This window comes from Bradyrhizobium sp. WD16 (genome assembly GCF_024181725.1).
In the GTDB taxonomy this organism is placed as follows: Bacteria; Pseudomonadota; Alphaproteobacteria; order Rhizobiales; family Xanthobacteraceae; genus Bradyrhizobium_A.
Genome location: NZ_CP028908.1, coordinates 5,669,251 through 5,683,472 on the forward strand (window position 1 = coordinate 5,669,251; position 14,222 = coordinate 5,683,472).

The 14,222-nt window shown below is 67.1% G+C and carries 9 protein-coding genes; 8 read left to right on the top strand and 1 reads right to left on the bottom strand.

Features of this window, described 5'->3' with window-relative positions:
- Positions 1-2 precede the first annotated feature (2 nt).
- The 8 genes from DB459_RS26195 to DB459_RS26230 all read left to right on the top strand — a co-directional run bounded on the left by DB459_RS26195 (position 3) and on the right by DB459_RS26230 (position 10,942).
- Positions 3-1,463 carry a lipopolysaccharide biosynthesis protein gene (locus tag DB459_RS26195; protein ID WP_253710000.1) on the top strand — a complete coding sequence of 487 codons (1,461 nt, stop codon included), beginning with the start codon at positions 3-5 and terminating at the stop codon, positions 1,461-1,463.
- A 13-nt stretch (positions 1,464-1,476) separates the two neighbouring features.
- Positions 1,477-2,538, top strand: a complete 1,062-nt coding sequence (locus tag DB459_RS26200; RefSeq protein ID WP_253710002.1) for an endo-1,4-beta-xylanase — start codon at positions 1,477-1,479, stop codon at positions 2,536-2,538.
- A 181-nt stretch (positions 2,539-2,719) separates the two neighbouring features.
- A complete protein-coding gene (locus DB459_RS26205; protein ID WP_253710005.1) occupies positions 2,720-3,748 on the top strand; it encodes a glycosyltransferase family 2 protein in 1,029 nt (342 codons plus the stop codon).
- Between the two features lie 339 nt (positions 3,749-4,087).
- A complete protein-coding gene (locus DB459_RS26210) occupies positions 4,088-4,990 on the top strand; it encodes a glycosyltransferase (RefSeq protein ID WP_253710009.1) in 903 nt (300 codons plus the stop codon).
- Between the two features lie 114 nt (positions 4,991-5,104).
- Positions 5,105-5,884 carry an SDR family oxidoreductase gene (locus DB459_RS26215; RefSeq protein WP_253710013.1) on the top strand — a complete coding sequence of 260 codons (780 nt, stop codon included), beginning with the start codon at positions 5,105-5,107 and terminating at the stop codon, positions 5,882-5,884.
- A 32-nt stretch (positions 5,885-5,916) separates the two neighbouring features.
- On the top strand, positions 5,917-6,885 hold the full coding sequence (locus DB459_RS26220; RefSeq protein ID WP_253710017.1) for a zinc-binding dehydrogenase: 969 nt from the start codon (positions 5,917-5,919) through the stop codon (positions 6,883-6,885).
- 119 nt (positions 6,886-7,004) lie between these two features.
- Positions 7,005-8,381: a cation-efflux pump gene (locus DB459_RS26225; RefSeq protein ID WP_253710023.1), complete on the top strand. Its 1,377-nt coding sequence runs from the start codon at positions 7,005-7,007 to the stop codon at positions 8,379-8,381.
- Positions 8,382-8,620: 239 nt separating this feature from the next.
- Complete coding sequence (locus tag DB459_RS26230) at positions 8,621-10,942, top strand: PAS domain-containing sensor histidine kinase (RefSeq protein WP_253710027.1); 2,322 nt, start codon at positions 8,621-8,623, stop codon at positions 10,940-10,942.
- A 259-nt stretch (positions 10,943-11,201) separates the two neighbouring features.
- On the opposite strand, the gene DB459_RS26235 is transcribed toward DB459_RS26230, so the two are convergent.
- Positions 11,202-14,177, bottom strand: coding sequence for a bifunctional [glutamine synthetase] adenylyltransferase/[glutamine synthetase]-adenylyl-L-tyrosine phosphorylase (locus tag DB459_RS26235; protein ID WP_253710035.1), 2,976 nt, complete (start codon positions 14,175-14,177; stop codon positions 11,202-11,204).
- Positions 14,178-14,222 lie beyond the last annotated feature (45 nt).

Below are 14,222 nucleotides of genomic sequence, written 5' to 3' on the forward strand. Positions count from 1 at the left end.
CCATGCTGAACCGTCACTTCTCGGTCTATCTGATCGCGCATCTGCTGCCCGCCCTGATCGGCTTCGTTGCGATCACGCTCTACACGCGCCTGCTCAGCCCGGCCGAATACGGCCTCTACATTGTCGGCATGAGCATCGCCGGGATCTTCTTCGGCATTTTCTTCGTCTGGATCCGGCTGTCGGTCTCGCGCTACCAGGCATCCCTTGCCTCGGTCGACTTCAGCGGGACCGCCGCCGTCGCCTATGGCCTCACCTTCGCCGCCGTCGTCGTGGTCACCCCCCTCGTCCACATCTTCTTTCCCGAGATCGATACCCGCATTCTCGCCGCCGCCGTCCTCACCGCGGTGGCAAATGGCGGGTTCGAGATTGCCCAGGAATTCATGCGCGCCAACCTGCGGCCGCTGAAATTCGCGACCGTGGCGATCGTGCGTGCCGCCTTCGGCCTGGCGCTCGGCCTCCTCGCGGTAACGGCGGGATGGGGCGGCGTCGGCCTGCTGACGGCGGTGGGCAGCAGCTACATGATCGGCTGCATTCTCAACGTGGCGAGCAACGGTTCGAAATGCGGCCCCTGCGATCGAGACCACCTGATGCAGTTCGCCCGTTACGGATTGCCGCTGTCGCTGGGCGGGCTCTCGGTCGCGATCTACAGCACGGTCGACCGGCTGATGGTGGCCTATTTTCTCGGGGCGGACGCCGCCGGTCACTTCGGGGTGGCCGCCGAACTGCCGCGCCAGTTCCTGGTCATACTCGGCTCCAGCGTCGCCGCGGCGACCTTCCCGGTCGTGTTTCGCAGTCTCACCGGTGAGGGCCTCGCCGCAACGAGAGAGCGCCTGAACGAGAACGCGGAGCTTCTTCTGGCCGTCGTGCTGCCGGTCGTGGTCTGGCTGGTGATGGCGTCCGACCAGATCGCCGGAACGCTGGTCGGCGCCGAGTTCCGCGCCAGCGTAGCTCTGCTGCTGCCGATCGCTGCGCTCGCCCGCATGTGTGCGGTGATCAACCAGTTCTATGTGCAGATCAGCTTCCAGCTCGCCGAGCGCTCGGCGCTGCCGCTGATCCAGTCCGTGGCAACGCTGGTGCTGAGCGTCATCCTGATGGTCCCCATGCTCTGGCAATTCGGGTTGCCGGGTGCGGCCTACGCCTCGCTGCTCGCCGAAGCCAGCGGCCTCGCTTTCGGCATCATGCTGACGCGCCAAGCCTTTCCGCTGCCGTTCGACGCCGCGCGCCTGTTCAAGGTGGTGCTCTGCGCCTCCGCCATGACAGTGGCGATCTACGCCGCGCGAAGCCTCACGCCCGGCGCCGGGTTCTGTTCGCTGGTGATCGTCAGCGCCGCCGGCGGCGCTGCCTATGCAGCGGCGGCGCTGACGGTCAATATCGTCGGCGTCAGAGCGACGGCGTCGGCCGCCTGCGGCGTTCTGCTGCGCAGGCTGCGCGTACCAGCTGCCAACACCTATTCCGGCGTTTGACGGGACAGGACCCATGCCGATGACCCGACGCGATTTCGGCATACTGCTCCGGGGCGCGGCCGCGTTATGCGCGGCCGGCGCGCTGTCCGGACCGGCATTGGGCCGGCCGGTCCGCAAGACACCTTATGGCGCCGCGCTGGCGCTGGCCGATCTGAAAGCCGATCCAAGGCTCGGCGAGGCGATCGCCGCCACCTGCGACGCCATCGTTGCCGTCACCGAGATGAAATGGAGCGACCTGCGGCCGCGACCTGGCGAGTTCGCTTTCGACAAGGCCGACGAGCTGGCCGCCTTCGCCCGGGTGAACAACCTCGCCATGCGCGGGCATACGCTGGTGTGGTACGCCGTCATGCCCGACTGGACCAACCAGATCGCGAACGCCGCCGAGGCCGAGCGCGTCCTGACCGAGCATATCGAGACGGTGATGGCGCGCTATCGCGGCACCGTCCGCTCGTGGGACGTCGTCAACGAGGCGATCCCGGATGCGGTCCGCGGCGTCGGCGACCGCCGTCCGACGATCTGGTCGCGCCATCTCGGCGAGCGCTATCTGCCCCTGGCCTTCAAGATCGCGGCGCGAACCGATCCCGCGGCAGAGCTGGTTCTCAACGAATACGACGTCGAATTCGGTGACACGCGCTGCCGCACCAAGCGCGCGGCCTTCCGCAACCTCGTTCACCAGTTGCTCGACGCCGGCGCACCGCTGCACGCCGTGGGCCTGCAATGCCATCTGCGCGGCGGAATGCCGGTCGACCGCGAGGGGCTGGCGGCCTTCGTCGCCGAGATGCGCGGGCTCGGCCTCAAATGCCTCGTCACCGAACTCGACGTCATCGACCAGAAGCTCCCCGGGCCCGCCGCGGCGCTGGACCAGGCCGTCGCTTCGCAGGTCGACGCGGTACTGTCGGCCGCCACCGCCGGCGGACCGCTCGACATGCTGATGACCTGGGGACTTTCGGACCGTTACAGCTGGATCCCCTACAGCTACCCGCGTCGCGACGGATTGCCCAACCGCCCGCTGCCGCTCGACCGGGACTTCCGCCGTAAACCATTTATGGACGTCATCGATCAATTTACCTCGTAAGACACTAGTGTCCCGTCTCCGAATTACCGCTACGTTTGCCTCGCGCTCGCACGGTCATTCGGAGACATAGGGACACTAGCAAAATCAAAGTGCTAGTGTGGCTTATGTCTCGCAATTGCCTACAGGGGCTTGCCGCAAAGGGCATAGGCAATTGCGAGACGCCACACTAGGGTGCATTTGCATGACCAGCCGAGCGACCCTGCAGATCAATCTCCATCCCTCCGACGTGCGCCACGCCGTCTGGACGCTGGATCACCAGCTCGACACCTGGAGCAGCCAGGTGGAGCGGACCGTGCTGACCGTCGACACCCGGCCGAGCCGCAGCGGCCGCTATCGCGATGCGTTGTATGACGACAACCGCCGCAAGCTGTTTCACCACCTGGAAGCACTCGCGGCGCGGCGCTCCGGCGTCGAGATCGTCGAGGTCGACTATTCGCCACGGGCCATGGATGCGGCCCGGCAGCGCTACTTCCCCCGGTCGGACGCCTATCCGCAGAAGGCGTTCGACGGCGGCCCGTTCCACGTCTACTTCCACGGCCTGATGACGGCCGACGCCGATTACGTCGTTCACATGGACAGCGACATGCTGTTCGGCGGCGGCAGCCAGAGCTGGCTCGACGAGGCCTTCGAATGGTTCGACAAGGTCCCCGAGGCGTTGTTCGCGGGGCCCCTGCCCGGTCCGCCCCGGCATGATGGCGCGCTCGGCGGCCTTCATGGCTCGCTGCCCGGCACGCGGCCGCTGCCGGCGCCGAAACGCCTCGCCGCACCCTATCCCGCTTACCGCTTCCACAGCGTCAGCACGCGCATCTTCGTCTTCAATCAGAAGCGTTTCGATACCATGTCGGGAGGCTTCGACATCCTGCGTCCCGATCTGCGCCGCCGGCTGCGAGCCCGCCTGTTTCACCAGTCGCCGTCGACCATGCCTGCGGAAGAGGCCATGACCAACACGCTGCTCGCGCGCGAGCTCTGCCGCGTCGACTTCCTCGGCAGCGGCCTCGGCCTCTACTCGTTGCACCCGCCCTATCGCTCCGAGCGTTTCTATCGCGAATTGCCGGGCCTCATCGCCCGCATCGTTACCGGCGATATTCCCGAAGGCCAACGCGGCGATTATGATGTCAATGCGAGCATGATCGACTGGACCGAAGCCTTGCGGCATAAGACCTGCCCCCGCCGCGTCGCCCGCGCCATCAACGCCTTGCTGGCGCACTAGCGTGGCGTCTCGCAATTGCCTATACCTTTGCGGCAAGCCTCTCATAGGCAATTGCGAGACATAAGCCACACTAGCTTTTTGATTTCGCTAGTGTCCCGATGTCTCCGAATGACCGTGCGAGGGTGAGGCAAACGAAGCGGTAATTCGGAGACGGGACACTAGTGTGGTGGATCTGACGCTCGTTTCAGTATTGCAGCGAGTTCTTCAAACGAGCGTCAGATCCAAAACCACACTAGAATCATAATGATGCTAGTGTCCCCTTGTTTCCAACGTTCGTATGAGCGCCTGCTGCAATGGGATACGAACGTTGAAAACAGGACACTAGGAACATTGGCGACGATGGCCGTCTCGATCGTCATAGCCGCACGGAATGCGGCGCCCTTCATCGGCGCGACGCTCGCCAGCGCCGCCAGCCAGGGCAAGGAGCTCGGCGAGATCATCGTCGTCGACGACGGCTCGGCCGACGCCACCGCCGCCATCGTCAGGAACGTTCCCGATCGCCGCGTCCGCCTGGTGAGCAATCAGGGCCTTGGCGTCTCCGCAGCACGCAACACCGGCGCCCGCCTCGCCTCCGGCGAGTGGCTGATGTTTCTCGATGCCGACGACCTGTTGCGCGAGGCCGCGCTCGCCAGCCTGTGCGCCATGGCGGCGGCATCGCCCGACGCGGATGTCGTCTATGGCGACTACGACCGGATCGACGCCGAGGGCCGCGCGCTCGGCCGCCGGCGGCTGCTCAAGGCCCGGCGCAAGCCCTCCGGCGATGTGCTCGAACCATTGCTCGCCGGGAATTTCATCGTCAACGGCGGCATCATGATCGTCCGCAAATGCGTTTTCGACCGGGTCGGCGGCTTCGACGAGACGCTGCGCTTCTGCGAGGACTGGCACTGCTGGTGCCGGCTCGCCGCCGTTGCCAGGTTCCGCTTCCTGCCGGAGATCGTGCTCGATTACCGCGTCCACTCCGCCAATACCATGAGCTCGACCCAGCGGTCGCCGGACGATTTCCTGCCTGCTGCCGAACGGGTGTTCGACGAAGCGGCGATCATCGGGCGGCTGCCGGCCTCGGCGCTCACGAAGCTGCGCGAAGCCGCAACGATTCATCTCATCACCTATGCCGCCGCACAGGCCGTGCGCTTCCGCAGTTACGGCAAGGCGCTGGCCTTCGCCGCGCGAGCGGCCCGCCGGTCGCCATCGAACGTCTTGCCGATCGCCTTGCGTCTCGTCTCGGCCGGCTTCGGCCTCTGATGCCGGTCAATTGATCCAGAACCGGCGGCACGTGCCCTCCCCGCCGGCGACGCCGTCATGGACTTTTCCGCGGACGGGCGGCACAGTCGAGGCTCACTCACCGGGGCCGCGACCATGGATCTTCATCTGCGCGGCAAGCGCGTGCTCATCACCGGCGCCTCCAAGGGAATCGGTGCCGCCGCCGCCGAGGCGTTCGCCGAGGAAGGCAGTCACCTGCACCTCGCGGCGCGCAACGCCGAAGCGCTGGAACTGCTGGCGCGGCGGCTGCGGGATGCGCATGAGGTCGAGGTCACGGTGCATGCCGTCGATCTTCGCCGGCCCGACGATCTCGCCGCCCTGGCGGAATCCGCCGGCAAGGTCGATATCCTGGTCAACAATGCCGGAGACATTCCAGGCGGCTCGCTCGAGACGGTCGACGAGGCGACCTGGCGTCACGCCTGGGATCTCAAGGTGTTCGGCTATATCAACCTGACGCGCCTCATCTATGCCCGGATGAAGCGGCGCGGCCACGGCGTCATCATCAACGACATCGGCTCGGCGGGCGAGCGCTTCGACGCCAATTACATCGTCGGCAGTGCCGGCAATGCCGCGCTGATGGCCTTCACCCGTGCCCTCGGCGGCAGCAGCCTGAACGACAACATTCGCGTCGTCGGCATCAATCCCGGCCCGGTTGCCACCGACCGGGTGCTGGCGCTGTCCAGGCGGCAGGCCCTGGCCCGCTTCGGCGACGAAAACCGCTATCGCGAAATCCTCGCCGGCCTTCCACTGGGCCGGCCGGCCAAGCCGCGCGAGATCGCCGACATGATGGCCTTTCTCGCCTCCGAGCGCTCCGGCTATACCAGCGGCGTCATCATCACCATCGATGGCGGTCTCTGCGCCGGCGGCGGACGATAATCGAACCGCAATCAAACGATCGAGGAAATGCCATGAAGGCCTTCGTCTTTGGCGCCGGCGGCGCCGTCATCGCCGAGGTGCCGCAGCCGGCTCCGACCGGGGTCCAGGTGCAGGTGCGGGTGAGAGCCTGCGGCCTGAACCGTGCCGATATCGGCATGTCCAAAGGCCATGCCCATGGTGCGGCCGGCGGCGTCGGCGCCGTACTCGGCATGGAATGGGCGGGTGAGGTCGCGGCGCTCGGCCCCGAGGCGCGCGGCGTCGGCATCGGCGACCGCGTCATGGGATCGGGCCAGGCGGCCTTTGCCGAATACACCCTGGCCGATCACGGCCGCCTGTTCAAAATTCCCGACGGCATGGACTTCGAGGAGGCGGCGAGCCTGCCGCTGGCCCTCACCACCATGCACAACGCGATCGTGACCAATGGCGCCTTGCAGAGCGGGCAATCGGTGCTGATCCAGGGCGCGAGCGCCGGTGTCGGGCTGATGGCCCAGCAGATCGCCAAGGCCAAGGGCGCCTCGCTCGTGATCGGCTCCTCGACCGATCCCGGCCGCCGCGGCCGGTTGACCGAGTTCGGCGCCGACCTCACCATCGATTCCAGCGACCCCGGCTGGGTCGACAAGGTGCTGGAGGCGACCGCAGGGCGCGGCGTCGATCTCGTCATCGACCAGATCTCGGGCAAGGTCGCGAGCCAGAACCTGCGCGCCACCCGCGTGCTCGGCCGCATCATCAATGTCGGCCGCCTCGGCGGAGCCCATGCGGATTTCGATTTCGACACCCATGCGGCGCGGCGCATCCATTACATCGGCGTGACTTTCCGCAGCCGCTCGATCGAGGAAATCCGGGACATCTTCACTGCGGTTCGCGCCGATCTCTGGCCCGCCGTGGAAGCGCGCCGGCTGCGGCTGCCGATCGATCGCGTTTTCGCCTTCGACGAGATCGCCGACGCCTTCGCCCGGATGGAAGCCAACCGGCATTTCGGCAAGATCGTGATCCGGTTCTGACGGCTTTTCTGAAACAATTTTAATCGCAACTAAGTCGCAACAAGGATAAGCGCCGGGCGGCCGACTGCGGTCCGATTTGCGGGTTTGACCGGCGCCGGCAGCCTGATAAACCCCGCGCCATGGAAGTCGCCAGCCCGTCAAAGACCAGAGTCGCCGCCATCTCCGTCGTCGCCAGCGCCAGCATGGCGGCGGCGAAATTCATCGTCGGCATTGCCATCGGCAGTCTCGCGCTGATTTCGGAAGCGGTTCACAGCTCGATCGACCTCGTCGCCACCATCATCACCTGGGCGGTGGTGCGTGTCTCGGACAAGCCGGCCGACGCGGAACACCATTACGGCCACGGCAAGCTGGAGAGCCTGTCGGCGCTCGGCGTTATCGCCATGCTCTATGTGCTGGCCGGCGGCATCGTCGTCGAGGCGTTCGGCCGGCTGCGCGAAGGTGTCGCGCCGGCCAGCGTATCGGCACTCCCCTTCGCCGTCCTGCTGCTCGACATTGCGGTCAACCTGTGGCGCGCCCGGGCGCTGCACAAGGCGGCGCGGGAGACCCAGAGCCAGGCGCTCGAGGCCGATGCGCTGCATTTCGCTTCCGACGTGCTCGGCTCGGTCGCAGTGATAATCGGCCTCGCCCTGTTCGCCTTCGGCTTCCCCTGGGGCGATGCGGCGGCGGCGATCGCCATCGCCGTCATGATCGCGCTGCTCGGCCTGCGGCTGGCACGATCGACCCTCGAGACGCTGCTCGACCGAGCCCCGGACGGCGTTCCGGAAGCCGCCGACGCCGCCATTCGCGCCGTCTCCGGCGTGCTCGACATCGAGCGGCTGCGCGTTCGCATGGTCGGTCCGACCTATTTCATCGACGCCATCGTCAAGGTGCCGCGCACCTATTCGATCGACCGGATCGAGACCATCAAGCAGAACGCCCATGCGGCTGTCAGCAAGGCGCTCGGCAGCGCTGATCTGATCTTCACTGCCGTTCCGGTCGCCCGCGACAACGAGAGCGTGCGCGAGCGCATCATGGTGATCGCACGCAATCGCGGCCTCGCCATTCATCACGTCACCGTCCACGATCTCGGCGAACGCCTCACCGTCAGCATCGACCTCGAAGTTGATGGCGCGATGGCGCTCGACGCGGCCCACGCCATCACCCAGCAGCTCGAACAGGCAATCCGCGACGATTTCGGTCCCGATGTGGAAGTCGATACCCATATCGAGCCGCTCGAGCCCGAACTGCCCCACGGCGTCGACGCAGCGGAGAGCCAGATTGCGCGGATCACCGCCGCCCTCGCCCGCCTCGCGGCGGACAATGGAGCCGTTCACGACGTCCACAATGTCCGCGTCCGCGACACCGCGGACGGACAGATCGTCAATTTTCATTGCCGGACGTCGCCGTCGATGAGCGTCAGCGACGCGCACAATCACGTCGACGAGGTCGAACGCAATCTGCGGCGCGAATTCCCCGAAGTGAAGCGCGTCATCAGTCACGCTGAACCGGCGCTTTGATAGCCATGGTTGCGCGAACGCGGCGCTTCGCGACCCGTTGAAGCCGCAGCACCGGCGTTCTTGTTTCGGACTCACGAGCGGGCTGTTCCATCCCCTTCGATTCTCCGAGAGCAAGTTTTTTCGACTTAACGAATCGTTGACTCTCGACAGAGTCGTAAAACTGGATTCAAATGCCCTCGATTCGAAGCGCGGCTGGCGTCGGTGTTCGCTTCGATCTTCGTCAAATCCGGGGGACTGGCATGGGGCACGCACACGCGACGAGCGCGTGCGTCCAATCCGATTCGATCAAGGGATTGGCGCAGTCGATCGCAAAGCCGGCCTATCACCGCCTGCTGATCGCCGAACCGGCGCTGCGGCGCGCGGTTCCGACCCTGATCATCGCCTTCCTCGTCACCATCTGCATCGGCGCCGTGGTTCAGGTCGTCGACCAGTCGAGGCAGAAGCGCAGCGCCATCAAGCATGATCTCGCCGCCCTCGCCGAGCTGTTGGCCGAGCGGCTCGACCGCCAGGCCGTCGCCCGCACCGATCGCGCCGCGCTCGATCAGCCCGCCGAACGCCTGAACAGCCTGTTGCCCGAACTGGTCCCGGCCTGGGGCATCGCCAGCGGCCGCCGCGTCATCGTCATCGGCGAGAACCGCCGCCTGCTTGCCGACCTGCCGATCAACGTCAGTGTCGAGGACGTCGCCGGCATCCTTCAGACCATGGCGGCGATCAAGCCGGCCGCGGCCGACGGCGACGCCGCGCCGATCACCGAACTGACGCTGTTCGGCGGCGCCAGCGCGCTCGCCGCCCGGCACCCGGTCCACAGCCTGGGCGGCGAGGTGCTGGTGCTGCAGGAGCAGAACGAGGCGCCGTGGCGCTCGGACGCGGCGCTCAGCATCACGCTGTCGGCGACCACCGGCTTCGTCGTCCTGATCCTCGGCTTCGCCTTCCACTGGCAGTCGACCCGCGCCCGCGAGGGCGACATCATCAACGACGCAGTCCGCAGCCGCATCGACACCGCCCTCAACCGCGGCCGCTGCGGCCTGTGGGACTGGGATCTCTCCCGCGGCCGGATCTTCTGGTCGCAGTCGATGTTCACCCTGCTCGGCCTCGACAGCCGCAGCGATCTGCTCGCCTTCGGCGAGGTCAACGCCCTGGTCAATGCCGACGACATCGACCTGTTCGCCACCGCCAAGGCGCTGGTCGCCGGCGAGACCGATCATATCGACCACGCCTTCCGCATGCGCCATGCCGACGGCCACTGGATCTGGCTGCGGGTGCGCTGCGAGGTCGCCAGCGGCGCCGACGGCGACCTCCATTTGATAGGCATCGCCGTCGACATCACCGAGCAGAAGAGCCTCGCCGAACGGACCATCGAGGCCGACCTGCGGCTGCGCAACGCCATCGAGACCATTCCGGAATCCTTCGTGCTGTGGGACGCCGACAACCGCCTGGTGCTGTGCAACAGCTACTTCCAGCGCCTGCACCAGCTGCCGGATTCGGCGGTGGTGCCGGGCACGCCGGTCGAGACGGTGAGCGAGGTCGGCCGCATGCCGCAGGTGCGCAGCCGGCTGCGCGACACCGACGGGCTGGCGCCGGGCGCCCGCACCTTCGAGGCCCAGCTCGACGATGGCCGCTGGTTCAACATCTCCGAGCGCCGCACCAAGGACGGCGGCACGGTCTCGATCGGCACCGACATCTCCCAGATCAAGCAGCACGAACAGAAGCTGGTGGAGAACGACCTGCGGCTGCGCGCCACCGTCGACGACCTCAAGCGCACCCAGTCGGCGCTGGAGCGCCAGGCCAGCGAGCTCGCCGAGCTCGCCCGCAACTATGCCGACGAAAAGACCCGGGCCGAGGAAGCGAGCCAGAGCAAGTCCAAGTTCCTCGCCAATATGAGCCACGAGCTGCGCACGCCGCTCAACGCCATCATCGGCTTCTCCGAGATCATGGGGTCCGGCATGTTCGGCACGCTGGGCTCGGACAAGTACCAGGAATACTGCCGCGACATCCTCACCAGCGGCCGCTACCTGCTCGACGTCATCAACGACATCCTCGACATGTCCAAGATCGAGGCCGGCCGCATGACCCTCGACCTCGAGCCGGTCGACCTCGGCCAGACCTTGACGGAATCGCTGCGGGTGGTGTCGGGCCGCGCCCAGGCCAAGCAGCTCGCCCTCACCTCAGAGATCGAAGGCGACATCACCGTCAGCGCCGACCGCCGCGCCATGAAGCAGATCGCCATCAACCTGTTGTCCAACGCGGTCAAGTTCACCCCCGACGGCGGCCGCGTCCATGTCCGCGGCCGCGCGCTCGATGACCGCGTCGTCCTGATGATCGCCGACACCGGCATCGGCATTCCGAGCCAGTCGCTGGCCCGCCTCGGCCGGCCGTTCGAGCAGGTCGAGAGCCAGCTCACCAGGATCTATCCGGGCTCCGGCCTCGGCCTTGCCATCGCCAAGTCGCTGGCCCGCCTGCACGGCGGCTCGATGCGGCTGAGGTCGTGCATCGACCGCGGCACCGTCGTCTATGTCTCGATCCCGCGCCACGCCGGAACACCGCTCCGGTCGGCCGCGTAAGCGAGGCTGGCAAAATCAAAAAGCAGGTGCGGCTTAAGTCTTGCAATTGCCTGCAGGGGCTTGCCGCAAAGGACGTAGGCAATTGCGAGACGCCGCACTAGTGTCCCGTCTCCGAATTACCGCTTCGTTTGCCTCACCCTCGCACGGTCATTCGGAGACATCGGGACACTAGCAAAATCAAAAAGCTAGTGTGGCATATGTCTCGCAATTGCCTACAGGGGCTTGCCGCAAAGGGCACAGGCAATTGCGAGACGCCACACTAGCGCCGCTCGGTCGCAATCCCCAGCACGTCGTTGAAGATGCCGCGGACATCCGCGGCGATCTCCACCACCTGCGCCTCCAGCGCCGAGAAGTCCGGCGCGTCGCCGGCGCGCGCCAGCATCCGCAGCAGCCCCTCGCCGGCGCTGGCCGGCGTGAATTTGGTGCTGACGCACAGCCGCAGCACCTGGATCAGATCGTGATAGAGCAGCGCCGCCGAGCGCAGCACGTCGGCGTCGGCCGGCCGCAGCAGTCCGAGCCGCGCGGCGTGATCGAGCACCTGCAGCGTCGAGACGCTGAGGATGTCGGGGTGTTCGGCGGCATGAACGAGCTGGAGGTACTGGGCGATGAACTCGATGTCGACCAGCCCGCCGGCGTAGTATTTCAGATCCCAGACGTCGCTCTCGCCCTTCTCCTCGGCGATGGCGTGACGCATCTCGACGACGTCGCGCGCGGTGATGCCTTGGTCGCGCGGGCGTGTCAGCACCTTGCGGATCACCGCCTCGACCTGCTGCTGCAGCGCCGGCGACGACGAGATGACGCGGGCGCGGGTCAGCGCCATGTGCTCCCAGGTCCAGGCCTCCTCGTCCTGGTAGACGGCGAAGGCATCGATGCGCGAGGCCACCGGCCCGGCGCGGCCGGAGGGCCGCAGCCGCATGTCGACTTCGTAGAGCACGCCGTAATTGGTGCGGGTGGTGAAGGCGCTGATCAGCCGCTGGGTCAGCCGCGCGAAATATTGCGCGCCTTGCAGCGAGCGCTCGCCGTCGGAATCGGGCGCGGCCTCGTCGAAGTCGTAGATCAGGATCAGGTCGAGGTCGGACGCCGCCGTCATCTCGCGGCTGCCGAGCTTGCCCATCGCCAGAATCGCCGTCTCCTGGTGCTTGATCCGGCCATACTGGGTGGCGAACTGCTCGCCGACGAGGCGATGAACCGTGCGGACGATGCCTTCCGCCACATCGGCGAAGGCGATGCTGGCCTGCTGCGCCGAGACGGTGCCGGAAAGGATGCGGGTGCCGATCAGGAACAGGCTCTCTTGGCCGTACAGGCGCAGGCGGTCGAGAAACTCCTCGTAGGAGCCGGCATCCGCCAGCGTCGCGGCGAGGCGCTCGGACACCTCGCGGCGGTCGGGCATGCCGCCGAAGAAGCGCGGATCGATCAGCCCGTCCATGATCTGCGGCTGGCGGGCCAGCATGTCGCCGAGCCGCGGCGCGACGCCGAGGATCATGGCGACGAGCCCGACCAGTTCGCTGTTCTGGCCGAGCAGCGTGATCAGGCGGCCGCCGCGCTGCAATGCCTGGAGAAAGCGATCGAAGGCGGCGACCGCGGCATCGGGATCCTCGGCCTGCGACAGCCCCTGGATCAGCCCCGGCAGAAACTCCCTGAAGGCGGCGAGCGTCGTCTCCACCCGCAGCGCGCGATAGCTGCCGGCGAGCCAGACGCGGGTGCATTCGGCGACCATGCGCGGCTGCTTGAAGCCGAGCTTGAGGAGATGGCCGAGCAGATGCATGTCATCGGGGCCGGCGGCGAAATCGATCGCCGGCTGCGCCGCGGCGGCGGCCGGCTCGCTCTCGAACAGCCGGCTGTAGTGCTCCTGGACGCGGCCGAGATGGCCGACGAGGTCGGCGGAAAAGGCGTCGCGGCTCTCATAGCCGAAGAAGCGGGCGAAGCGCTCCACCGCCTCGGGCTCCTCGGGCAGGCTGTGGGTCTGCTCGTCCGCGATCATCTGCAGCCGGTGTTCGACCTGGCGCAGGAACAGATAGGCGCTCTCCAGCTCGGCATGGGCGCCCTTGCCGATCCAGCCGGTCGCGGCCAGGATCTGCAGCGCCTCGAGGGTGGGCCGCACCCGCAATTCCGGATGGCGGCCGCCGGCGATCAGCTGCTGGGTCTGGGCGAAGAACTCGATCTCGCGGATGCCGCCGCGGCCGACCTTGACGTTGTGGCCTTCGACCGCAACCTCGCCGTGGCCCTTGAAGGCCTGCATCCGGCGCTTCATGTCGTGGACGTCGGTCAGCGCCGCGAAATCGAGATGCTTGCGCCAGACGAACGGCGCGATATCGCCGATCACCCGCTCGCCGGCGGCGGGGTCGCCGGCGCAGGGCCGCGCCTTGATCATCGCCGCGCGCTCCCAGGTGCGTCCCTCGCGCTCGTAGTAGTTGAGCGCGGCGTCGGTCGAGATCGCCACCGCCGTGGAGGCCGGATCGGGACGCAGCCGCAGGTCGACGCGGAAGACGTAGCCGTCGGCGGTGCGCTGGGTCAGCATGCGCGCCATGGCCTGGGTCAGGCGCACGAAGAACGGCTGCGGCTCGACGTCGGGATCGAGGTTGGTCGCCTCGGGATCGAAGAAGACGATGAGGTCGATGTCGCTGGAATAGTTCAGTTCGCCGGCCCCCATCTTGCCCATGGCGAGCACGACGAGACCGCTGTCCTGTTCCGGCCGCTCGGCGTCGCGCGGCCTGATCCTTCCGCGCGCCGCCTCCTGGGCGAACAGGAAGCGCAGCGCGCTTTGCACGGCGGTGATCGCGACCTCGGTCAGCGCCTTGGTGACCCGCATCACCGGCCACACCCCGCCGATGTCGCCGAGCGCGATCAGCAGCGCCGCCTCGGACTTCATCCGGCGCAGCGCCACCATCACCTCGGCCTCGCTGCCGGCGGCGGCGCAGGCGGCAACCGTGTCGCCGATCAGGCGCTCGAGGCGGCGATCGGGATCGGCGGTCAGCACGCGGCGGGCGCGGAGCGGATCTGCCCGCAACAGGTCGAACAGATAGGGCGAAGCTTCGGCGATGGCCTCGAGGATCGTCCGGGCGAGCGGCGAGCGTGCCAGCACATCCTCGATCGCCGCGGCCTCCACCGGAGCGATCTCCGTCAGCCACTCGGACAGCCGTCGCCGCGCCGCCTCGGCGTCACCGAGATACGGCGCGCCGACGAAACGCGCAGCCAGGGAGGAATCATCCGCGGCGCCCATCGCGGGACCAGTCATGGCCGAGTTGTCTTCCAGCCTGCCTGCAAATGCAAGCGTCGCCGT